We start from the raw sequence: 21,951 nt of genomic DNA on the forward strand, positions 1-21,951 counted from the left end.
CTGAGCAGCCGGGCGGTGAGTCCGGGCGGCGTGTTGTTTATATTCAGACCGAGGAGGCAGCTTGAGCCGCGACGATCTTATCCACCTTGAAGGCCAGGTCACCCGCACTTTGGGCGGGGGGCAGATGGAAGTGGTCACCGAACAAGGACACACCCTGCGCGCCGTACTTAGCGGCAGGATGAAGCGATTCAAGATCAAGGTTCTGGTGGGGGACCGGGTTCGGGTCAGCGTTTCTCCCTACGACCTCACCCACGGACTCATCACCTACCGGCTCAAGTAGCGCTCCCAGCCTGGCCGCTCCCAGGGCCCCTAATCCTCGGCCCTGGGCGAAGTCGCTCCCACCAAGGGTTCCATGACCACCCGGCGCACCAGGGTGCGGGCCGCGGCGCCTTGGTAGCCGGTAAGTATCTCTTCCAGCTCCTGGGCCGCCTCCCGCGCCTTGCGCCAGCCTTCCCCGCGCGCCTGTTCCACCGCGTCCCAGTCGCCGTGGTCCATGAAGGCGCGCACCGCGGGGCCTATTTCCGGGAATAGCAGCTTGAGGAAACCGGCCTGCCATACCGGGTACAGGCCCAGGGCGCCTTGGCTTTGGTGGGCTATGATTTGGGCCAAACGCCCCTGGGGGCCGCAGTCGGCCATGAGATCCTTGATCCCCCGCACGAAGTGCTCCACGTCGCTGCCCGGATGCTCCCCCGCGGCCCGGGCCAACAGCTCCTGGGCCGGGGCCGCGTCCCCGGCCTCGCCCATCTCGTGCCACAGCACCGCCTCCATCTCACCCGCCAGCACCGGGGCCAAGGCCTCCCAGGAGGGATGGGCCACCACCTCGCGGTAGTCCCGGCCATAGGCGGCCAGGGCGAAGCGCTTGAAGGCGGTCTGGCTGGGCCGGGGATCGGCCAACAGGTCCCACACCAGGTAGGGAAAGGGGCTTTGGCGCAGGAAGATGTCGCTCCCCTGGCGCAGGCCGGGCAGGAAGAGGATGTCGTTGGTGAACTCCTCGCCCAGTTGGTGCACCAACAGGCCGTTTACCCGCCAGGTCTTCTCTTGCCGGGCCAAAAAAAACACCGGCGCGCCGCCGCCCACCACCCCGGCCCCGTAGTGCAGGCCCAGGGGGGCCAGCACCTGGTTGATCCCCTGGGTGTCAAAGGGATCGTAGCTGCGGCCGTCCAGGGAAAGTGGTTGGGGCTGCTTTTCCAGCACCTCCTCCCAGAGTTGCTCCCGCTGGCTCACCCACTCCAGCACCTGGCCGGTGTCCTGCTCCCGCCAGGGCGGCAGGCCCTGCTCCCATTTGTAGAGATTGCGCAGGCGCAAGAGCAGGCCGCACAGGCTGAAGCGCCCGGCCACCGAGGCGTCGGCTATGGCGCAGTTGGCCCGCACCTGCTCCAGCAGTCCGGGCGGCGGCGAAGCGGCCTGGCCCATGCCTAGGCCCGGCGCCCGCCGTCGTCGGCCATGTGCTGGTGCATGGCCATGGCCTTGAGGTAGCGCTCCATGGTGGCCACGGTGGCCTGGCGCTGCTCAGGGGTGACCGGCCGGATGACCTTGGCCGGAACCCCAGCCACCATGGTGTCGGGCGGCACGATCATGCCCGGCGGCACCACCGCCCCGGCGGCCACGATGGAGCCCTCGCCCACTTGGGCCCGGTCCAGCACCACCGCGCCCATGCCGATGAGCACCTGGTCGCCCACGGTGCACGAATGCAGGACCACCCGATGGCCCACCACCACCTCGCTGCCCACCATGGTGCCTTGGCCCACGTGGGCCACGTGGATGACCGAGCCGTCTTGCAGGTTGGTTCTCGCGCCCACCCGGATCCAGTTGATGTCGCCACGCAGCACGCAGCCGTACCACACGCTCACCTGCGGACCCAACTCCACGTCGCCCAGGACCACCGCTCCCGGCGCGATGAAGGCGCTGGGGTCCACTATGGGCGTTTTGCCGTTGATGGATTCGATCATGCGATAATCTTACGTCCCGTGGTGCACCCCGGCAAGCCGATTGAAACCCTGTATCCTTGACACCGCCCCTGCCCTAGCCTAACCTTTTTTTAACAGTAACCAACTCCTACCTTGGCAAGGGAGCTTCACTACATGGCCCGCGGAAAAAGCAGCCTTTGGCTGATAGTCCTCGTTTTGATCCTGGTTCTCATCGGCGCCGGCGCCTTTTACGTCTGGCCCCATCTGGAAGGCGAGCCGCCCCAGATAGCTTTGGCAACTCCCTTGAAACACCTGGGCAAAAGCAGCTCGCTCACGCTCAAGGTGAGCGACCAGGGACGCGGACTGTCCTGGGTGCGGGTCACCTTGGTGCAGGAGCAGCGCAAGAGCGTGCTGCTCAACCAGACCTCCGAGGTTCTCGGCGCGCCGCTGGCCACGCTGAAGCTGGATATCAAGCCCCTGGAGATGGGAATGCGCCAAGGCCAGGCCACCCTGGTGGTGGAGGCGGGGGACCGCTCCTGGCGGAGCTGGATGAAAGGCAATATGACGGTAAAGGAGTTCCAGGTGATGGTGGACACCACGCCGCCGCGCCTGGCCTCCCTTAGCCAGATCATCCACATCAACCGGGGCGGCGCGGGTCTGGCCGTGTACACGGTAAACGAAGCCGATTCCCAGCACGGAGTGCGGGTGGGAGACCTGGTGTTCACGGGATGGTCGCCCTGGCCCCAGCAGCCGGGCACCAAGCTGTGCTATTTCGCCTATCCCGAGGACGCCCCCAAGGACCAAGCCATAGAGCTGTGGGCCCAGGACCCGGCCGGCAACCAGGCCAAACTGCCTCTGAACGTCAAGGTGCACTGGAAGAACTTCCGCACCGACGTCATCAACCTCAACGACGCTTTCATGAACAAGGTGGCCGCCCGTTTCGCGGACCAGATCCCCGCCGACCGCCAGACCCCCTTGGCCAAGTTCCTGTGGATCAATCAGGATTTGCGCCAAAAGAACAACGCCAAGATACACGAGGCGTCCAAGCCCAGCCAGGCGTATCAGCTATGGCAAAACACCCTGGAGCGCCCCCTGGGAGCGCGCAAGGCCGCCTTTGGCGACCGCCGCGAATACGTGTTGGACAAGAAGGTGGTCAGCCGCAGCGTGCACCTGGGGCAAGACCTGGCCCACACCGAGCGCAGCCCGGTCAAGGCCACGGCCAGCGGCATGGTGCGTTACGCGGCGGACATGGGCATCTACGGCAACTGCGTGATCCTCAGCCACGGACAAGGGGTGGCCACCCTGTACGGGCACCTCAGCGAGCTCAAGGTCAAGGCGGGCGACAAGGTGGCCCGCGGCCAGGTCATAGGCCTGTCGGGCATGACCGGCCTGGCCCTGGGCGACCATCTGCATTTCTCGGTGCTGGTGGACGGCGTGTTCGTCCAGCCCACCGAGTGGTGGGATCCCCACTGGGTGCAGGACAACGTGCTGCTGCGCTTCAAGGAGGCGGGGCTGCCCCAGCCGCTGCCTCCGGCCGGGAAATAGCAACTTGTCCTTGGGGCGTCGCGGCGTGGGCTGGGCGGGCTTGGTTTTGCTCGCGCTGGCCCTGTCCGCGGGTTGCGCCGGCTTGAACCCGGCGCCGCCCCGCGCCCTGGCGCCGGGGGATTGGCTGGCCCCGCCCGATCCCCGGCCCCTGAGCCCCGCTGAGTTGCAACAGCGCCTGTCTCGGGCCAGGGTGGTGCTGGTGGGCGAGCGCCACGACCACCCCGGCCACCACGCCATTCAACTGCAGGTGCTCAAGGCCCTGGCCGCCCAGGGCCCCCTGGTGTTGGGGGTGGAGTGGCTGGAGCAAGAGGCCCAACCGGCTTGCGACGCCCTGTCCGCCGGCAAGATCAGCCTGGAGGAGTTCCGCGCCCAGGTGCAATGGGATAAAAAATGGGGCTACCCCTGGAAGATGGCGGCCCCCATCTTTGCCGAGGTGCGCGCCAAAGGCCTCACCCTGGTGGCCCTCAACGCCCCCCAGAGCGTGGTACGCCAGGTAGCGGCCAAGGGCCTTAAGTCCCTTACCCCAGAGCAGCGGGCCGAAATCGCCCCGGCGCTTAACCTGGACGATCCGATTTACCGCGAAAAAGTGGCCCGCCAGTTCGCCTTTCACGGCGTGAAAGATCCCCAGGCCCAGGAAGATTTTTTCGCGGCCCAGGTGGTGCGCGACGAAACCATGGCCCACAACCTGGCCCTGCGCCTGTATCCCTGGCCCGACGGCGGCAAGCGGGGCCTGGTGCTGGCCGGGGCCGGCCATTTGGCCGGGGATCTAGGCCTGCCCCCGCGCATCGCCCGGCGCCTGCCCGGGGCCAAGCCCCTGATCATCCTGCCGGTGAGCCCCAAAGGCGCCCAGGCCATGCTGGAGGCCACGCACCTACCGGCCGAGCTGTTGGCCGTGTCCACGCCGGCCCCTCCCCCGCCGCCGCGCCTGGGCCTGTTACTGCGGGTCAAGAACGGCGGTCTGGTGGTGGAGCGGCTGATCCCGGATAGCCCGGCCCAAAAGGCGGGGGTACTGCCCGGCGACCTGCTCTTGGCGGTGGACGGCAAACCCCTGACCTCGCCCAAGGGCATCCACGACGCCATCAAGGCCGCGCCCTTTGCGCCCCACGCCTACCTCCTGGAGCGCGACGGCCGGCGGATCACCATCAAAATTACTCTTTCCCAGCCGGTCCCCACCGCGCGGCCCAAATAGGCCTAGCCTATCTAACTACGTTTTAACTCTGACATTTATCGTTGCTTCTCGGCATACGGTTTGCTATAGATAGGCAGCCGTGGGCGATTCGTTCGCCCCGTGGCCGGCCGCAATGTCGGCACGATTAAGGCAAGCCAGGAGAAATAATGGAAGTTAGCGTCGTCGCCAACGACGATCAAGTACGCATCGGCATCGTGGGCAACATTGATGAACGCGGCGCGGAAGAGGTAAAAAGGCGTTTTTTGGATCTGGACTTAGCCTCGTACAAGCAGGTTGTCCTGGACTTTAGCGGCGTCACCTTCATCGGCAGCTCCGGCATAGGCAAATTATTGCTCTTATACAAGAACTTGGCCCCGCATGGCGGCACGGTGCGCATAGACAACATGCCCAAGGACATCTACAACATGTTCAAGGTGGTCAAGTTGGACAAGATTTTAAAGATATCCCTGGCCCCCTGAAACGGTACCGGCCGGGCCGCGATGCTTGCCGGCCTAGCGCAAATTTGGCCGCGGGCCCATCGACCGGCTGCTAAAAGTTTGCCTCGCGCCGGCGGCCATAATCCGAAAAAACGGACGGGGGGAGCCGCAACCAATGAGCCACCAATGGAGTCAGAGTGCCTGGGATCCGCCGTCCTCTATTTTGGTGGTGGATGATTCGGCGCATTATCGCGACTTGCTTACCAACGGCCTCTCCCGGCATGGCTATCGTTTTCACGAAGCCGCTCACGGGCTGGAGGCCATCGAGGCCCTGCGCCGTCACCCGGAAATCGACCTGATACTCCTCGACCTGATGATGCCCCAAATGGACGGCTTCTCTTTCCTGAAGTGGCGCGAAACCCGCCCGGAAATCAGCGATATCCCGGTTATAGTCAACAGCTCCTTGAACGATCCGGATTCCATCGCCAAGGTATTGGCCCTGGATTGCTACGGCTATTTCGTTAAGCCCCTGAGCCAGGTGGACCTGGAACTGGTGCTGCCGCTCAAGATTCGCAATGCCATCAACAGCCGGCGCATGATGGCCGATCTGCGCGCCAAAAACCGGCTGATGGCCGAGGAGTTGGAGATGGCCGCCCGCTACCAGCAATTCCTGCTGCCCAAGCAGAGACGGCTTCCGGGTGTCCAGGCAGCCTGGTGGTTCCAGCCTTGCCGGGGGGTGGGCGGGGATTATTTCGATTTTTTCGAGCTGCCCGGCGGAGACCTGGGTCTGGTGATGGCCGACGTTTCCGGTCATGGCGTAGCCTCGGCCATGACCGCCAGCATTCTCAAGGCCTTGATTCCCCGCTACCTCAGCGAGCATCATTCCCCTGCCGCGGTGCTGGGACTCTTGAACGAGGATCTTCTGCGTCTAACCCCGGATGACGTGTTCGTCACCACTTTTCTGGGCCGTTATGCCCCTCTTACCAAGGAGTTGCGCTGGAGCCTGGCCGGTCATCCCTGCCCCCTGCTGCAAGAAGCCGAGGGAGAAATGGTAGCACTGGAGCAGTCCAGTCCCTTCCTGGGGGTGTTTTCAAAAGACCAGCCCCTGTTAAAATATTGTGATAGGAGTTGCACATTGCGCGAAGGCCAGCGTCTGGTGGTGTACACGGACGGATTGTTGGACACCGCCGGCGACCAGGGCAAGCCCAAGGGTAGGCAGCGCCTGGAACAGATGCTCAGGCAACACCGCGACCTGAGCGCCGGCCAACTGACCAGGAAATTGGCCGCCCAGCTAAACCGGAGTAACGGAGATTACCCTTCAGATGACATAGCCGTAATCATCATGGATTTCTAAATGTCACAAAAGGTCTGCAACGAGACGATCGCCTTGCCCCAGGAAAATTACCATATTTTGGTCGTGGACGATGAGTCCATGATCATCGAGCTGCTTTTCAAGCTGCTCTCTGCCAAAGGTTATGAGGTTTCCACCTCCACCAATGGCCGGGAGGCCCTGGAATTTTTACGGGGCCACGCCTGTGATCTGGTCATTACCGACGTGCGCATGCCTTATCTGGACGGCCTGCAACTGCTCAAGGCCGTCAAGGACATGAACCCCCGCCTGCCGGTGATCATGATAAGCGGCTACGACGAAGCCGCCGTGGTGTTGGACGCCCTCAAGGCCGGCGCGGAAAACTTCCTGGCCAAGCCGCTCAACCTGGATATTCTGGATCAGGTCATCGGCAAAACCCTAAGCCTGGCCAGCATCCGCCCCAGGGGATGCTCCTTGCCCTCGGTGCGCCAGACCACCTACATGCGCTCCCCCAGCCAGCCGGGATGCGTGCAGGATATGGTTTATCAGATATCCTTGTCCGCGGTGGCCGTGGGCTTTGCCGATAACGACTTGGAAAACAACGTCAAGCTGGCCCTGGCCGAGGCCATCACCAACGCCATGGAACACGGCAACCTGTGGGACGAGGACAAGTTCGTGGAAGTTGACGTCGACTTGGACGGCAACACGCTGCGGGCCACGGTGCGCGACGAAGGGCCCGGTTTCGACTACAACGGACTGCTCAATCCCACTTCCAACGAACACCTCATGAGCGAGAGGGGGCGGGGCATTTTCCTGGCCAACGCCATCATGGACGAAGTGAGCTTCAACCAGATCGGCAATCAGGTAACCCTGGTCAAGCGCCGGCCCCCCCTAGCCGCCGAAAACGATTGACATCATGGCCAAACCCGTCACCCCCCGTTTTTGCGCTTCCTGCGGCGGCGCCCTTTTGGCCACCAAGGGCCTCAACGCCGGTGGAGCCCCCTTTGTCTGCTCCTCCTGCGGCCTGCCGGTTTATGAAGACCCCAAGGTGGCCGCCGCCGTGGTGGTGCGCACCGAGGAGGGTATACTTTTGCTGCGCCGGGCCCAGAGGGACCGCGCCTACGGCAAGTGGATTTTGCCCGGCGGCCACGTGGACCGCGGCGAGGTGGTCCTGGAGGCCGCCCGGCGCGAGGTGCTGGAGGAGACCGGCCTGCGGGTGGAGATGACCGGCCTGTTGGACGTCTACTCCTATACAAACTACCCCTGGGTGCTGGTGGTCTACACCGCCACCGCCAACGGCGGCCGCCTGCGGCCCAGCCCCGAGGCCCTGGAGATAAAAGCCTTCAACCAAGAAGAAGTGCCTTGGGACGAGTTGGGCTACGAATCCACGGCCCACGCCCTACGGGACTATATCGCCCGACTTTCCTGAGACCCTAGCGCCCTTGCCAAGGCCGCGCGCTGCTGGTATTTTCTCCTACCGAGAAAATGCCTTTTAGGAGATTGTTTAGTTATGCGCCTCAATCCAGAGAAGATCGCCGACCTGAGCCCGGAGCGTCTGGACAGCATCCTGCGCCGTTCCATGCAGGACGTTTCGGAAATTTACAACTCCACCAAGACCATCCTGGACGACATCCGCCAACGGGGCGACGCCGTCAACGTGGAGCACTACCTCAAACTCAAGGGCGATCTAAAGGCCGAGCATTTCCTGGTCACTCCTCAGGAGATCGAGGACGCCTATCGTCAGGTGCCCGACGAGGTGGTCAAGCACCTCAAGATCGCGGCCAAGAACATCGTCACCTTCCACACCGCCCAGTTGGACCGGCCCCAGTGGCAGATGGAAGTGATGCCCGGCATCATCGCCGGCCGCAAGAACACCCCCCTGGACTCGGCGGGTTGTTACGTGCCCGGCCGCCGGGCGGCCTACCCCTCCAGCGTGTTGATGACCATCCTGCCCGCCGTGGTGGCCGGGGTCAAACGCGTGGTGGTGACCACCCCGCCCGATGAAGGCCTGGTGGCCAACCCCTACACCCTGGTGGCCTGCGACATCGCCGGGGTCAAGGAGGTCTACAAGCTGGGCGGGCCCTGGGCCGTGGGCGCCCTGGCCTATGGCACCGACACCATCACCAAGGTGGCCAAAATCGTGGGACCGGGCAACAAGTACGTGACCGCGGCCAAGATGCTGGTCTACGGCCAGGTGGATATCGACTCCCCGGCCGGTCCCTCCGAGGCCCTGCTCTTGGCCGATTCCACCGGGCGGCCCGAGTTTTTGGCCCTGGACTTCCTAAGCCAGGTGGAGCACGACCCCGACGCGGCGGCGGTGCTGGTCACCGACGACCCCGGGCTGGCCCAGGCGGTGTGCGACGAGATCGAGCGCCTCTACCCCACCATGCCCCGCACCGAGATCATGGACCAGGCCATGCGCTACTGCGCGATTCTGGTGGCCGAGGACATGGAAGCGGCCCTGGAGTTCACCAACACCTACGCGGCCGAGCACCTGGAAATAGTCACCGCCGACCCCTTCCTGACCTTGCAGAAGGTGCGCCACGCGGGCAGCATCTTCATGGGTCCCTGGGCCCCGGTGCCGGTGGGCGACTACGCCAGCGGCACCAACCACGTATTGCCCACCGGCCAGGCGGCCCTGAGCTTCAGCGGCCTGAGCGTGGACGACTTCATCAAGAAGCCCACCTACCAGTACCTGACCAAAGAGGGTCTGGCCTCCCTGGGCACCACCATCACCACCCTGGCCGAGGCCGAGGGACTGCCCATCCACGCCATGTGCATCAGAAAGCGCCTGGAAAGCTAGGCGCGCTCCCCTAGACGCCACCGCCGCCGGTCACCCGACCGGCGGCGTTTTTTTTTGGGGGGAGGCCCGGAACCTTGAAGCAGGTTCCATAGCCACCACCTACCCTCGCGGGCGGCCTTTGGGGCCAAAAGCGATAAAAGATACCCCACGGGAGAATTTAGCCTCCCTCCAAGGGCCATTCAGGCAACGTCATGTGTCCTTTTCATGGGTTTTCGCCTTTGTCAATGCTTATTTGGCTCTGCATGCAAGAATTTTGCCTTTACCCGCTAGGGCCCACTATATATACTTGGGGCGCGGGAACTTGGCTTCAAGGGCCATATGTGCCGGGGTTAGCCCCGCGCCCGCGGAGAACGCCCACGCGGGCGGCTAGTGAGGGAGTAGCTTGAAGCGTCTTAGATGGATCATCCTGGCCGTGCTGGCGGCTATCGTGGTCGGCGCCGGCGCGGCGGCCTTGCTGCATCAGCCGACTCAGCTTCCCGTCATCAAGGCCGGCGACGCCGCGCCCACCGACAGCGACGGCCGTCCACGCCTCAGGGGTCTCAAATACACCCACGTGGAAAACGGCGTGCGCAAGTGGAGCCTCAAGGCCGAGAAGGCCCGCTATGAGGACAAAAAGGGCCAAGTCTACCTGGATCAGGTAGAGGTGGAGTTCTACCAGGAAAAAGGCGGCCCCATATACCTTTCCGGTGATGAGGGCATCTACAACCAGAAGACCCACACCATCACCCTGAAGGGTCACGTGGACGGGCGCACCACCGACGGAAACCGTCTGACGACCTCGGTGATCACTTATCGAGAAAAGGACAAAACCGCCGACACCGACGCCGAGGTGACCATCCAGGGCAAGCAGTACAAGGTGGTGGGCCAGGGCATGTTGGTCTTGGTGGAAAAAAACAAGGTGATCCTCAAAAAGAAGGTTCGTTCCACCTTCACCCCCCAGGGCGACGGCCCGCCGCCCGGGGTAATGGTGGAGTGAAAATATGATTTGTCTCATCAGTTCCGAGGAGAGAGGGTTATGAGTCGACTGCCGTTTTTCGCCACAGTGTTGATCCTTTGTCTGGCTCTTGCCGGTTTCGCGGGGGCCGCCACCATGCCCATGGCCTCCAACGACCAGCCCATCCACGTGGTGTCCGACTCTTTGGAGGTGGACAACAAAGCCCAGGTCGCCAATTTCATCGGTAAGGTCAAGGCGGTGCAGGGCGACGTCAAGATCACCTGCGACAAGTTGAGCGTGTATTACGATCAGGACGCCAAGGACCAGCCCAAGGCCAAGGGCGCGGCCGGCGAAGGCATGCTGGACGGCGGCGGCAAGGTGCGCAAGGTGGTGGCCAGCGGCCACGTGAAGGTGGTGCAAAAGGACCGTATCGCCGTGGGACGCCAGGCCACCTACTGGGCCGGGGGCCGCAAGATGCTCCTGGAAGGCCAGGCCACCGTCTGGCGCGGCAAGAACCAGATCTCCGGCGAGCAGATCACCGTGTTCCTGGATCAGGACCGCGCCGTGGTGCACGGCCAGCCCGGCAAGCGGGTGTCGGTGACCATCACCCCCAATTCCTTGAAGACCCAAGAGAAGAAAAAGTAGAGACGCCGTGCCCTGTCTGCGCCTGGAAAACATGGTCAAGATCTACGGCGGACGCCGGGTGGTGGACGGCGTATCCCTGCAGGTGCGCGACCGCGAGATCGTGGGGCTCTTGGGCCCCAACGGCGCGGGAAAGACCACCTCGTTCTACATGACCGTGGGCCTCATCCGGCCCAACGAGGGGCGGGTGCTCCTGGACGACAAGGACATCACCGAGTTGCCCATGTACCAGCGCGCCCGTCTAGGTATAAGCTACCTTCCCCAGGAGTCGAGCATCTTCCGCAAGCTGACCGTGGAAGAAAACGTGCGGGGCATCCTGGAGACTCTGGACATCAGCGAGGCCGAGGAAGAAGCGCGCCTGGAGCGCCTGTTGGGCGATCTGGGCGTAGCCCATCTCAGGCGCAACCGGGCCTTCAGCCTTTCGGGCGGCGAACGGCGCCGGGTGGAGATCACCCGCCTGTTGGTAACCGATCCTTGCTTCATTTTGTTGGACGAGCCTTTTGCGGGCATCGATCCCCTGGCGGTGGCTGATCTGCAAAACATCATCCGTCAACTCAAGGACCGGGGTATCGGCATACTCATCAGCGACCACAACGTGCGCGAGACCTTGGGCGTGTGCGACCGGGCCTACATCGTCAGTTCCGGCAACTTGATCGAAGAAGGCACCCCCGAAGACATCGCCTGCAGCGAAGTGGCGCGACGCATTTACCTGGGAGAGCAGTTCAAGCTGTAAAGCAACATGGCTCTGGAGATCAAACAAAGTCTGAAACTCAGCCAGCAACTGGTGATGACTCCCCAGTTGCAGCAGGCCATCAAACTGTTGCAGCTCAACCGCCTGGAGTTGGCCGAGACCATCAACCAGGAGCTCCTGGAAAATCCCCTGCTGGAGATAACCGAAGAAACCACCCAGGACGTGGAGCAGGCCGAGCTGGACGCCGGGGCCGAGCCCGAGAGCGACCTGGCCCTGCGCTCCGACGGCCAGGAAAGCGAGGGGTCCGGCGAGGGAGATGATTCAGGCTCATCCGAGGCCGCCGCCGAAGTCCCCTCCGAGCGCGAGGTGGAGGTGGACGGCCAGGTCAACGAGGAGTTCGACTGGGAGAACTACCTGGGCGAGTATTCCTCTGGCGGCACCGGCTACGAGAGCATCGTGCGCGAGGACAAGGACGCCCCCGCCTACGAAAACATGATCTCCAGCCCCCCTTCCCTGCGCGAGCATCTCCTGGAACAGCTGAGCATGACCGGGCTGGGGCCCGAGGAGCTGCGGGTGGGCGAGGTCATCATCGAGTCCCTGGACGCGGACGGCTACCTGCCCCTGGGGGTGGAGGAACTGGCCCAGGTGTCGGGCACCGACGCGGAGACCGCCGAGCGCACCCTGGTGGTGATCCAGGGCTTCGATCCCACCGGAGTGGCCGCCCGGGACCTGCGCGAGTGCCTGCTAATCCAGGCCCGGGAGCTGTACCCGGACGACGAGGTGCTCCTGGCCATCATCTCCGACCACCTGCAGGACCTGGAGCGCCGCCGCTATCAGGCCATCGTCAAGAAGCTCAAGATCGACATGGACCGGGTGGCCCAGGCCCTGGAGGCCATCCGCTGCCTGGACCCCCGCCCCGGCCAGGCCCTGAACAACGAGCAGGCCCAGTACATCACCCCGGACATCTATGTCTACAAGGTGGACGGGGAGTTCGTGATCATGCTCAACGAGGACGGCCTGCCCAAGCTGAGGGTCAACAACTTCTACCGCGAGTCCCTGGCCCTGGGCGGCGACGCCGAGGCCAAGGAATACGTGCGGGGCAAGCTCAGAAGCGCCCTGTGGCTCATCCGCTCCATCCACCAACGCCAGCGCACCATCTACAAGGTCACCGAGTCCATCATCAAGTTCCAGCGGGAATTTTTTGATAAGGGCATCACCAGGCTCAAGCCCCTGGTGCTCAGGGACGTGGCCGAGGACGTGGGCATGCACGAGTCCACCATCAGCCGGGTGACCACCAACAAGTACATGCACACCCCCCAGGGAGTGTTCGAGCTGAAGTTTTTCTTCAACAGCGGAATAAACCGCTTCCAGGGCCAGGCCATGGCCTCCGAGGCGGTAAAGGATCGCATCCGGCGCGTCATTGCCGAGGAAGACTCTGCCAAACCTTTGTCCGATCAGGCCATCGCCGAAATCTTGGAGCGAGAAGACATCGACATTGCTCGACGAACAGTGGCAAAGTATAGAGAGATGCTTGGCATCCTGCCCTCAAGCCGACGGCGGCAGGTACTCAAGGCCGCGGGCAAGGCCAAGGGGTAAAAAGGTCGTTGACAAGCATCCGACTGAGGGGTAAGGCACATATTCACCAATTTGGCAGCTTAGATTTTTGAAGCAAGGAGAAGGCCAAATATGCAAATCCAGGTGACCTTCCGTCATGTTGAGGCGTCCGAGGCAGTGAAGGAATACGCGCGGGAAAAGGTCGGCAAATTACAAAAGTACCTGGATGGCCCCATGGAGGCCGGTGTGACCCTGAGCGTGGAAAAGCACCGTCACCAGGCCGAGGTGAACATCATCGCCTCTGGCTTGAAAATCCACGGCAGCGAGACCACGGGCGATCTTTACTCGGCCATAGACCTGGTCATGGACAAGCTGGAAAAGCAGATCCGGCGCTACCGCGACAAGCTCAAGGACATCAGCCGCCGGGCGCGCAAGGAGATTCAAGAGCAGCCGTTCAAGGTGGACATCTTCGAGGCGCAGAGTCTGCCCGAGAAGACTCCCCACGTGATCATGAGCCAGAGCCTAACCGCCAAGCCCATGGACGCCGACGAAGCCGCCATGCAATTGGACCTTTCCGAGGACGACTTTTTGGTGTTCATCAACGAGCGCACTAACTCGCTCAACGTAATCTATCGCCGCGCCGACGGAAACTTCGGCCTGATCGAGCCGCAGTAAAACCAAGGGTTCCGCCGGATGAAGCTTACCGACATACTTACCGCCGACCAGGTCGTGGCGGACTTGAGCGGCCGCGGCAAACGCGCGGTCATGGAAGAGTTGTGCCGCCCCCTGGTGGCCGGTCACCCCCAACTGGAGATCGGCAAACTCATGGAGGTGCTGGTGGAGCGCGAAAAGTTGGGCTCCACCGGCATCGGCGACGGCATCGCCATTCCCCACGGCAAGATGGTGGGCCTGGACACCTTGCTGCTTTCCTTCGGGCGCTCCCGGGCCGGGGTGGATTTCGACTCCCTGGACGGCAAACCGGCCCACTTGTTTTTCCTGGTGGTGGCTCCGGACAACAGCGCCGGCACCCACCTCAAGGCCCTGGCCCGCATCAGCCGCTTGCTCAAAAGCAACGCGGTGCGTCAACAGCTCATGGAAGCCTCCGACGCCCGCGAGATTTACGAAATCATAGAATCGCAGGACGAAGAATTTTAAACTGACCGGCATGCCCACCCAAGGCAAGCAGGCCTGAAATGACGAGCGTAACCAACCAAGTGCCTGCCCGCTTCTTGGTCATCACCGGCCTGTCCGGCACGGGCAAAAGCACCGTCCTGAAGGCCCTGGAAGACTTGCACTACTACGCGGTGGACAACCTGCCGGTGGAGTTGTTGCCCTCCTTTGTGCAGCTGCCGCTGCGCCACGTGGGCGAGAGCTTCCAGGCCGCCCTGGTCATCGATGTGCGCGCCCACGATTTCGTGGAGCAGTTCTCTCCCACTTTCCTACGGCTGCTCCGGCAGGGCTACAATCTGGAGCTGTTGTTCCTGGAGGCCAGCGACGAGACGCTGATCCGCCGCTTTTCCCAAACCCGGCGCAAGCATCCCCTTTCCGGGGCCTCGGGATCGGTGATCGATGGCTTGAGTAGTGAGCGCAAGTTGCTGGCTCCGGTCAAGGAGCTGGCCAACCAAGTCATCGATACCAGTCGTTTCACGGTGCACGCCCTGCGCCAGGAGATTTTCAATCTCTACAGCCAAGGCGGCCAACTGGAACCCTTGCAGCTCAACTTCATCACCTTTGGTTATAAATACGGCATCCCCCCGGAAGCCGATCTGGTGATGGACGTGCGCTTTTTGGATAACCCGTATTTTGACGATAACCTGCGCCACCTTGACGGCCGCGACCCGCGGGTGGTAGATTTTGTATTTCAAGGGCATGAGTCCGAGGAATTTCTCAAGAAGTTTAAGGATCTGCTGGAATTCCTCATCCCCGCCTACATAAGGGAGGGCAAAACCCGGTTGACGGTGGCGCTGGGTTGCACCGGGGGTCATCACCGCTCCGTGGCCGTGGCCGAGTGGCTGGCCCGCAACATTTCCACTCCCGGCGTACGCAGCACCCTTCGTCACCGCGACATTGCCATGGAATAGCTATATTGATTGGACTTGTCATAATCACCCACGCCCGTTTGGGCCGAGAGTTGTTGAGCGCGGCCGAGTTCATTCTGGGCAAGGTGGAGCAGTCGGCTTCGGTTTCGGTGGAATCCAACACCGCGGCCGACAGCCTGCACGCCCGTCTGGAAGAGGCCATCGCCAAGGTGGACTCCGGGCAAGGCGTCCTGATCCTCACCGACATGTTCGGCGGCTCGCCCAACAACATTTCCCTGGCCTTTTTGGAAGAAGGCCGCCGCGAGGTGGTGACCGGGGTCAACCTGCCCATGCTCATCAAGGCTGCCACCAGCCGCGAGGGAACCGACCTGGGCCGGCTGGCCCATACCGTGTGCGAGGCTGGACGTGACAGCATCTCCGCCGCCAGCGAGTTGCTCTCTACCTGACATAGCCCCCCCCAGAGGCCTCGAGGTCGTCCTGCGCCCCCTGGCCCGGAATCATTTGGACCAGGTGACGGCCATTGAAAGGGCCTGTTTCAACAATCCTTGGTCCCGCTCCCTGTTCGTGGAAGAAATGTGTTTGCCCATGTCCATGGACCTGGTAGCGCTGACCCTGGGCCAGGTTGCGGGGTTTTGCTGCGTGTGGGTTGTGGGCGCCAGGGCCAAGGTGCAAAACCTGGCGGTGCATCCGGCTTTCCAGCGCCGGGGCCTGGGGCGCTATCTGCTGCTCCAAGCCTTGTCCCAAGCTCGCGACCAGGGGGCCGTCCGGGCGGCCCTGGAGGTTCGCACCGGCAACCTTGCCGCATTATCCCTATATTATACCTTGGGTTTTTGCCTAGAGGGGCGACGTCCCGGCTACTATTATCCAGAGGGGGAAGACGCCCTGGTGCTGGGCCGCGATCTATAGGCCGCGGAGCCTGTAAACCGGGAAAGTCCTTGACCCGAACCCTGGCGAAGTTTAAGTTTAGGTTACAGAGCGCAACGGCTTGAAAAGCCTTGCGCCTTTGCGAAAATTCCCTTTCGGGCGATCAAGCGAACCATGGCGGCTCCCATTTAACCGGCGCCGTATGGGTGTTGGTTTGTTGGCCCTACTCAAATTTATGGAAAAGCAGCCCCACGCTAATCTTAAGGAGGTGCCGGGCAATGGCGGTTAAAGTCGGCATAAACGGTTTCGGACGCATCGGGCGCCTGGCCACTCGCATTTTAGGCCAGGGACACCCCAATCTGGACCTGGTTTCCATCAACGCCAGGGCGGAAACTTCCCAGCTGGCCCACCTGTTGAAATATGACTCCGTGCATCGCACCTATGGCGGGGAGGTCGACTTCGAGGGCGACTTTATAATCATCAACGGCAAGCGGGTGACGGTTACCCGGGAAGCCAAACCGCTTGAGTGCAAGTGGGGCAACATCGGGACCGACCTGGTACTGGAAACCACCGGTAAGTTCAAGCTGCGCGAGCACAATCAGAACCACATCGACGCCGGCGCCAGCAAGGTGGTAATGGGCGCTCCGGGAACCGATCCGGACATAACCATCGTCATGGGGGTGAATGATCACCTGTACGACCCCGCCGCGCATCACGTGATTTCCAACGCTTCGTGCACCACCAACTGCTTGGCCCCGGTGGCCAAGGTGCTCAACGACAGCTTCGGCATCGAGCACGGTCTTATGACCACCACCCACTCCTACACCATGAGCCAACGCATCCTGGACGGCAGTTCCAAGGACATCCGCCGGGCCCGGGCCGCGGCCATGAGCATGATCCCCACCACCACCGGCGCCGCCAAGGCGGTGACCAAAGTCATCCCCGAACTCGTGGGCAAGCTGGACGGCTTCGCCATCCGGGTGCCCACCCCCGACGTGTCGCTGGTGGATCTTACCTGCCGCCTGGGCACCGACGTTACCGCGGAATCGGTCAACGCCGCCCTGCGCGCCGCGGCCGAGGGCCCCATGAAGGGGGTGCTCAAGGTCACCGACGTGCCACTGGTCTCCATAGACTACACCGGCTCCCCCTACTCCTCGGTGGTGGACGCACCCCTCACCCAGGTGATCGGCCAGCGCATGGTCAAGGTCCTGTCCTGGTACGACAACGAGATGGGCTATGCCTCGCGCCTGATCGATCTCGCGGATATGGTGGCCAAGGGTCTGATGGAGGAAATGGGCAAGTAAAGCCGGCCAAGGAGGGCGGCCGGTGAAAAGCTTGTACTTAGCCTAATCGTGGTGGAGGGTTGTTGGCGTGAATTACATCAATCAGTTGGACCTGGCGGGCAAACGGGTGTTGATCCGGGTTGACTTCAACGTCCCCTTGGACGAAGAGGGCAACATCACCGACGACAACCGAATTAGGGCCGCCTTGCCCACCATCAACTACGCCCTGGACGAAGACGCCAAGGTCATCGTGGCCAGCCACATGGGCCGTCCCAAGGGCAAGCGCGAGGAAAAATACTCCATGGCCCCGGTGGCCCGCCGACTGGGCCGCCTGCTCAAAAAAGAGGTCATTGCCGCGCCGGACTGCATCGGCCCCGAGGTGGAGGAACTGGTCCGCTCCATGAAGCCCGGCCAGGTCATGATGCTGGAAAACCTACGTTTCCACAAGGGCGAGACCAACAACGACCCCGAGTTCGGCAAAGCCTTGGCCGCGTTGTGCGACGTGTACGTGGACGACGCCTTTGCCGTGGCCCATCGGGACAACGCTTCGGTGGTGTCGGTGGTGCGCTTCGCCAAGGAGAGCGTGGCCGGCTTCACCATGAAAAAGGAGCTGGACTACTTCCGCCGGGCCATGATCGACCCGGCCCGGCCCCTGGCCGCGGTGCTGGGCGGGGCCAAGGCCATGACCAAGCTGCCGGCCCTGGAAAACCTCATGGAGCACGCCGACAAGATCATTATCGGCGGGGCCATGGCCAACACCTTTTTGATGAGCGTGGGCATCGACGTGGGCAAAAGCCTCTACGAGCCCGAGCTGGTGCCCGTGGCCAACGTGCTGCTCAAAAACGCCAAGGCGGCCGGGGTCAAGATGTACATCCCCGTGGACTGCGTGGTGGCCGACCGCTACGACCGCAAGGCCGAGACCAAGCTGGTCACCGTGCAGGACGTGCCCCACGAGTGGATGATCATGGACATCGGCCCGGCCACCAGCACCCTGTACCGCGAGGCGCTCAGGGACTGCAAGACCATCATCTGGAACGGCCCCATGGGCGCCTTTGAAATGGACGCCTTTTCCCGGGGCACCTACAACATGGTCTCCACCGTGGCCCAGACCTACGCCCTGACCATCATCGGGGGCGGGGACACCGACGTGGCGGTGAGCAACGCGGGGGAGAGCGAGAACATAAGCTACATATCCACCGGCGGCGGCGCTTTTCTGGCCCTGCTCACCGGCGAGGTCCTGCCCGCGGTGGAGGCCCTGGGCGGCTACACCGGGCTGGAAAACGGCGGCCACTCCGCCCAGTAGGCACAGGGAGAATCCATGTCGCGCAAGCTGATGATCGCCGGCAACTGGAAGTTGCATCTCACCGTGGAAGAAGCCGTGGCCCTGGCGAATGCCATCGCCTCCGGATTGAGCCGCGACGACCTGGACGTTTTGCTGATCCCGGGTTTTTTGGCTTTGGAGCCGGTGGCCCTGTCCCTTAGCACCAGCCCGGTGCTGGTGGGCGGGCAAAACCTATTTTGGGAGGACCAGGGGGCCTACACCGGCGAGGTGAGCGGCCCCCAGCTAAAGGCGGCCGGGGCCCGTTACGTTTTGGTGGGCCACAGCGAGCGGCGGCAATACTTCGGTGAAAGCGAGAGAACCTGCTGCCTGCGCCTCAACGCGGCTCTCAAGGCCGGTTTGCGGCCCATCTTGTGCGTGGGAGAGACCCAGGCCGAGCGTGAAGCGGGCCGGACCGAGGGCGTGTTGGAGAGCCAACTCGCCGGCGGCCTGGCCGGTCTGGAGGCCGCCCAAATGGCTAGCGTCACCGTTGCCTATGAGCCGGTGTGGGCCATCGGCACCGGCTTGACCGCCACCGAGGAGCAGGCCGCGGAGGCGCACGCCCATATTCGGGCCTGGATAGGGTCCCGATTTGACAAAGGTGTTGCGAACTCTACCAGAATCCTGTATGGAGGTAGTGTCAATCCGGCCAACGCGGCTGGACTTTTAAATCAACCCGAAGTGGATGGGGCCTTGGTGGGCGGCGCCTCTTTGAAGGCGGAAAGCTTCCTGGGCATCATCCAAGCGGCGTAGTTAGAGAAAAAGCATGACCACAGTTACCCTGATAATCCATCTTTTGGCCAGCATCACCCTGGTCTTGGTGGTTCTGTTGCAGACCGGCAAGGGCGCCTCGGTGGGCGCCGCGTTTGGCGGCAGCTCCCAGACCGTCTTCGGCAGCACCGGGGCGGCCACTTTTTTAAGTAAAATGACCACCGTGGTGGCCATTGTGTTCATGCTCACCTCCCTGGGCCTGGCCGTGTTCGGCCAAAGCGTGGGGGGGCCCTCCTCGGTGATGGAGGGAAGCACGGCGGCTCCCGCGGCCAAGACCGCGCCGGCACCGGCCAAACCGGCCGCTCCCGCCCCCGCCAACAATGCCCCGGCGCCCGCGCCTGCGGCGAAATAGGCTCCCGGGCGGTATAATCATGATCGTCAACTTGCCGTCGTGGTGGAATAGGTAGACACGCCGTCTTGAGGGGGCGGTGGGGAGACCCGTGCCGGTTCAAATCCGGCCGACGGCACCACAAAATATAATTGAAAACGGGCGGTTGCCAGCGCAACCGCCCGTTTTTTCGCTGTACGGCAGGCGCTCCCCATGGTAACCGCAGCAAGCTGCACACAACAAGAGCAATTATTTTAGTACGTTATCGCTTTGTCGTGCTTTCTTGACTGGGTCATACAACAATTATATTGACATAGACCGTATGTTCACTTAAGTTATCGAATAATATAATCATCTATTAGACAAGGTACACTTTCTTCGGATATACCTGCCGTTTCCGCCTGAAAGCTCCTGCCCCGCCGGAATCTCATAGATAAAACCAAAACGCAACGTCATGAGAGGGTCCGCGATCATGAAATTGCATCCGGAGGCCTGTGCCCAGGCACTGAGTCCTGGGGTTGATGTAGTACGCCGTTTTCACGGCGCATCATCGAGCAATACCGTTCATTCCAAACATCTTTTCCTTGCCACTGCCCTTACCCCATTGCCCCATGTTTATACTGCAAATTCAAACTATTGGAGGTCGGGCGATGGCTGTCTGCTTGACCACTGAGCGTTTTTGGCAGTTGAAGGTGTCCCAACCCGCCGTTTATGAAGTTGTCATCGTGGGCAACTCCAAAGTGAACATGGGACTTTCACCCCGCCATCTTTCAAGGGCGTCAGGCCGCCAGAAAATATTCAACTTTGGCTTTGTCGCCTGTTGCCTTAACAAAAAATACCTCAAGCACGCCTCTGCGTTACTGGACCCAAATATCAGCGACCCTACGCTGGTTTTGGGGATATGCCCTCACTGCTTTTTCCGTCCCAGCCCGATAAATGGCTATAATTATTGGTCTTCCCAGAGTGTGCCTCAACGCGAGGCCATCATGAGGCAGGCATGGATGGAAAATGTTTCACTCAAGGCCATCGCGAAAACCAGTGCGCGCAACCTGCAAAACCTGACCAAGGGTCTTCCCCTGAGCTACTATTTCCCGGATGGGTGGGAAGCCTGCTACCCCGGCCGCATGAAACACCCTGAAATGTATGCGGAATCATCAAAGAAACTGCTGACTCGTTTCAGGGTGCAGCCGCGTATCGTAACGGAGTTTTTAGAGGCGGTGTACGATATCCACCAGGAAGGCATAACGCTCTACGGGTATCGCCCTCCCTGCTCCGCCAGCGTGCGGGAACTGGAAAGCGGTAAGGGCGGCGTCGATTTCCAGGAATTGAGCAAATCGTTTGAGCAGGCGGGGGGCAAATGGATCGATATAGACCCCGTGCGTTACCAAAGCTTTGACGGGGCTCATCTGGATTTTCGCAACGCCATGCGTCTGTCTCAGGAAGTAGGGGCGGCTATGCGTCCGTGAGCGGGCTCCCCGCGTATTGTGCGATCCAACCACTGATCAAATCGAGGAACGCCTCGTTGGCGTGCCTTTCGTTCCAGGGTTGGTGCCCGCACCGGGGCAGTTCGTGATACTCCAGATCGGCCACATGCCGTCTCAGCAGATCCCTGGTCTCCCGGCCAGGGTGGGGATCAACCTCCCCGTGCACCATTAACACCGGCACCCGGATGTTATGGAAGATGCGCGGTTCTATCCCCTCTTCCTGCAGGCGAAGCACACCGGCCCAGGTCTGGGCATGCCCCGTGTAATCCACGGGCAATGGCTCGGATCGGTCTTGCAGGTCGTCGTAACTGCTTGCCTGGGCGATCAAACGCCCCATCTCGGCCAAAAGGCGCCCGCCGGACTCGGGGTCCGGCGAGGCGCCTAGCGTCTGCCGCAGGGAGGCGAGGCGTTTTTGGCCCTCGCCGTCCAGGCATTGCCGCAAGCGCTCTTTCAAGCGCGCGCGGGACTGGGCGTCATAGGTGCCGCACCCCACAAGAACCAACGCGGTAAGCTGGCCGGGATGGCGGGCGGCAAAAGATAGTCCCAGCATGGCCCCCCAAGACCAGCCCACCAGAACTGCGTTGGGCGGCAATACCGCCAAGAGCTCGTTTACATGCCGGGAAACACTCAGGGGATAACTGCCGGCCGTGCGTTGCAGAGGCTCCAGGACCCGGAAATCACGGCTCAAGCAACGGGCCAGGCCCACCGCCGAACCGGGTGCGCCGGGACCGCCATGCAGCACAACCACTGGTCCGGGATTGGCCGGGCTGCCGTACGCCCTGACCGCTATCTTGCCTCCTGGCTCCATTGGCTTCGCCCACCTTGCGTCATGATCCAGCCGTGGCAATACTCTCACCCCTCGAACCCAAGATCA

25 protein-coding genes and 1 tRNA gene are annotated in these 21,951 nt (G+C 62.2%); 23 read left to right on the forward strand and 3 right to left on the reverse strand.

Translation table 11 applies throughout. The features are described from left to right. The first annotated feature begins 61 nt into the window (after nt 1-61). A complete protein-coding gene (infA, locus tag AACH32_RS10570; protein WP_338598986.1) occupies nt 62-280 on the forward strand; it encodes a translation initiation factor IF-1 in 219 nt (72 codons plus the stop codon). A gap of 29 nt (nt 281-309) precedes the next feature. Here the strand turns inward: infA and AACH32_RS10575 are convergent, their stop codons facing one another. Then, nucleotides 310-1,413 carry an Sfum_1244 family protein gene (locus tag AACH32_RS10575; RefSeq protein WP_338598989.1) on the reverse strand — a complete coding sequence of 368 codons (1,104 nt, stop codon included), beginning with the start codon at nt 1,411-1,413 and terminating at the stop codon, nt 310-312. 2 nt (nt 1,414-1,415) lie between these two features. After that, nucleotides 1,416-1,949, reverse strand: a complete 534-nt coding sequence (locus AACH32_RS10580; RefSeq protein WP_338598991.1) for a gamma carbonic anhydrase family protein — start codon at nt 1,947-1,949, stop codon at nt 1,416-1,418. 132 nt (nt 1,950-2,081) lie between these two features. Between AACH32_RS10580 and AACH32_RS10585 the strand changes: the two genes are divergently transcribed. The 22 genes from AACH32_RS10585 to AACH32_RS10690 all read left to right on the forward strand — a co-directional run bounded on the left by AACH32_RS10585 (nt 2,082) and on the right by AACH32_RS10690 (nt 21,059). Next, nucleotides 2,082-3,452, forward strand: coding sequence for a M23 family metallopeptidase (locus AACH32_RS10585; protein WP_338598993.1), 1,371 nt, complete (start codon nt 2,082-2,084; stop codon nt 3,450-3,452). A 4-nt stretch (nt 3,453-3,456) separates the two neighbouring features. Continuing rightward, the gene (locus AACH32_RS10590; protein ID WP_338598996.1) at nt 3,457-4,641 is read left to right on the forward strand and encodes a ChaN family lipoprotein; all 1,185 of its coding nucleotides are present in this window, start codon (nt 3,457-3,459) and stop codon (nt 4,639-4,641) included. Between the two features lie 146 nt (nt 4,642-4,787). Beyond that, complete coding sequence (locus AACH32_RS10595) at nt 4,788-5,099, forward strand: STAS domain-containing protein (RefSeq protein ID WP_338598998.1); 312 nt, start codon at nt 4,788-4,790, stop codon at nt 5,097-5,099. Between the two features lie 133 nt (nt 5,100-5,232). After that, nucleotides 5,233-6,411, forward strand: coding sequence for a PP2C family protein-serine/threonine phosphatase (locus AACH32_RS10600; RefSeq protein ID WP_338599000.1), 1,179 nt, complete (start codon nt 5,233-5,235; stop codon nt 6,409-6,411). Further along, the gene (locus tag AACH32_RS10605; protein ID WP_338599002.1) at nt 6,412-7,278 is read left to right on the forward strand and encodes an ATP-binding response regulator; all 867 of its coding nucleotides are present in this window, start codon (nt 6,412-6,414) and stop codon (nt 7,276-7,278) included. 4 nt (nt 7,279-7,282) lie between these two features. After that, the gene (locus tag AACH32_RS10610; protein ID WP_338599004.1) at nt 7,283-7,795 is read left to right on the forward strand and encodes an NUDIX domain-containing protein; all 513 of its coding nucleotides are present in this window, start codon (nt 7,283-7,285) and stop codon (nt 7,793-7,795) included. An 81-nt stretch (nt 7,796-7,876) separates the two neighbouring features. Next, nucleotides 7,877-9,169 carry a histidinol dehydrogenase gene (gene hisD, locus AACH32_RS10615; RefSeq protein ID WP_338599007.1) on the forward strand — a complete coding sequence of 431 codons (1,293 nt, stop codon included), beginning with the start codon at nt 7,877-7,879 and terminating at the stop codon, nt 9,167-9,169. Between the two features lie 382 nt (nt 9,170-9,551). Then, the gene (lptC, locus tag AACH32_RS10620) at nt 9,552-10,145 is read left to right on the forward strand and encodes an LPS export ABC transporter periplasmic protein LptC (protein WP_338599009.1); all 594 of its coding nucleotides are present in this window, start codon (nt 9,552-9,554) and stop codon (nt 10,143-10,145) included. Nucleotides 10,146-10,184: 39 nt separating this feature from the next. Next, entirely contained in the window at nt 10,185-10,748 is a 564-nt protein-coding gene (gene lptA, locus AACH32_RS10625) for a lipopolysaccharide transport periplasmic protein LptA (RefSeq protein WP_338599011.1), read from the forward strand. A gap of 31 nt (nt 10,749-10,779) precedes the next feature. Beyond that, nucleotides 10,780-11,478: an LPS export ABC transporter ATP-binding protein gene (gene lptB / locus AACH32_RS10630; protein ID WP_434062356.1), complete on the forward strand. Its 699-nt coding sequence runs from the start codon at nt 10,780-10,782 to the stop codon at nt 11,476-11,478. A 6-nt stretch (nt 11,479-11,484) separates the two neighbouring features. Next, nucleotides 11,485-13,032: an RNA polymerase factor sigma-54 gene (rpoN, locus tag AACH32_RS10635; RefSeq protein ID WP_338599016.1), complete on the forward strand. Its 1,548-nt coding sequence runs from the start codon at nt 11,485-11,487 to the stop codon at nt 13,030-13,032. Nucleotides 13,033-13,122: 90 nt separating this feature from the next. Beyond that, the gene (gene hpf, locus AACH32_RS10640; protein WP_338599018.1) at nt 13,123-13,665 is read left to right on the forward strand and encodes a ribosome hibernation-promoting factor, HPF/YfiA family; all 543 of its coding nucleotides are present in this window, start codon (nt 13,123-13,125) and stop codon (nt 13,663-13,665) included. An 18-nt stretch (nt 13,666-13,683) separates the two neighbouring features. Continuing rightward, nucleotides 13,684-14,145, forward strand: coding sequence for a PTS sugar transporter subunit IIA (locus tag AACH32_RS10645; protein ID WP_338599021.1), 462 nt, complete (start codon nt 13,684-13,686; stop codon nt 14,143-14,145). Between the two features lie 38 nt (nt 14,146-14,183). Further along, nucleotides 14,184-15,071: an RNase adapter RapZ gene (gene rapZ, locus AACH32_RS10650; protein WP_338599023.1), complete on the forward strand. Its 888-nt coding sequence runs from the start codon at nt 14,184-14,186 to the stop codon at nt 15,069-15,071. 5 nt (nt 15,072-15,076) lie between these two features. Beyond that, nucleotides 15,077-15,475 (forward strand): PTS sugar transporter subunit IIA, encoded by a 399-nt coding sequence (locus AACH32_RS10655; protein WP_338599026.1) that lies wholly within the window; start codon nt 15,077-15,079, stop codon nt 15,473-15,475. Nucleotides 15,476-15,539: 64 nt separating this feature from the next. Continuing rightward, a complete protein-coding gene (gene rimI / locus AACH32_RS10660) occupies nt 15,540-15,935 on the forward strand; it encodes a ribosomal protein S18-alanine N-acetyltransferase (RefSeq protein WP_338606660.1) in 396 nt (131 codons plus the stop codon). Nucleotides 15,936-16,171: 236 nt separating this feature from the next. Next, nucleotides 16,172-17,197, forward strand: coding sequence for a type I glyceraldehyde-3-phosphate dehydrogenase (gene gap / locus AACH32_RS10665; protein WP_338599028.1), 1,026 nt, complete (start codon nt 16,172-16,174; stop codon nt 17,195-17,197). Nucleotides 17,198-17,264: 67 nt separating this feature from the next. Then, entirely contained in the window at nt 17,265-18,479 is a 1,215-nt protein-coding gene (locus tag AACH32_RS10670) for a phosphoglycerate kinase (RefSeq protein ID WP_338599031.1), read from the forward strand. A 15-nt stretch (nt 18,480-18,494) separates the two neighbouring features. Beyond that, on the forward strand, nt 18,495-19,247 hold the full coding sequence (gene tpiA, locus AACH32_RS10675) for a triose-phosphate isomerase (protein ID WP_338599034.1): 753 nt from the start codon (nt 18,495-18,497) through the stop codon (nt 19,245-19,247). A gap of 13 nt (nt 19,248-19,260) precedes the next feature. Continuing rightward, entirely contained in the window at nt 19,261-19,617 is a 357-nt protein-coding gene (secG, locus tag AACH32_RS10680) for a preprotein translocase subunit SecG (RefSeq protein WP_338599037.1), read from the forward strand. A gap of 33 nt (nt 19,618-19,650) precedes the next feature. After that, nucleotides 19,651-19,735 (forward strand) — tRNA-Leu (locus AACH32_RS10685). A gap of 520 nt (nt 19,736-20,255) precedes the next feature. Further along, complete coding sequence (locus AACH32_RS10690) at nt 20,256-21,059, forward strand: hypothetical protein (protein ID WP_338599040.1); 804 nt, start codon at nt 20,256-20,258, stop codon at nt 21,057-21,059. Here the strand turns inward: AACH32_RS10690 and AACH32_RS10695 are convergent. Beyond that, nucleotides 21,046-21,885: an alpha/beta fold hydrolase gene (locus AACH32_RS10695; protein WP_338599043.1), complete on the reverse strand. Its 840-nt coding sequence runs from the start codon at nt 21,883-21,885 to the stop codon at nt 21,046-21,048. The genes AACH32_RS10690 and AACH32_RS10695 overlap by 14 nt on opposite strands. Nucleotides 21,886-21,951 lie beyond the last annotated feature (66 nt).

Origin of the sequence: Desulfoferula mesophila, from assembly GCF_037076455.1 — a bacterium.
Classification (GTDB): Bacteria; Desulfobacterota; Desulfarculia; order Desulfarculales; family Desulfarculaceae; genus Desulfoferula; species Desulfoferula mesophila.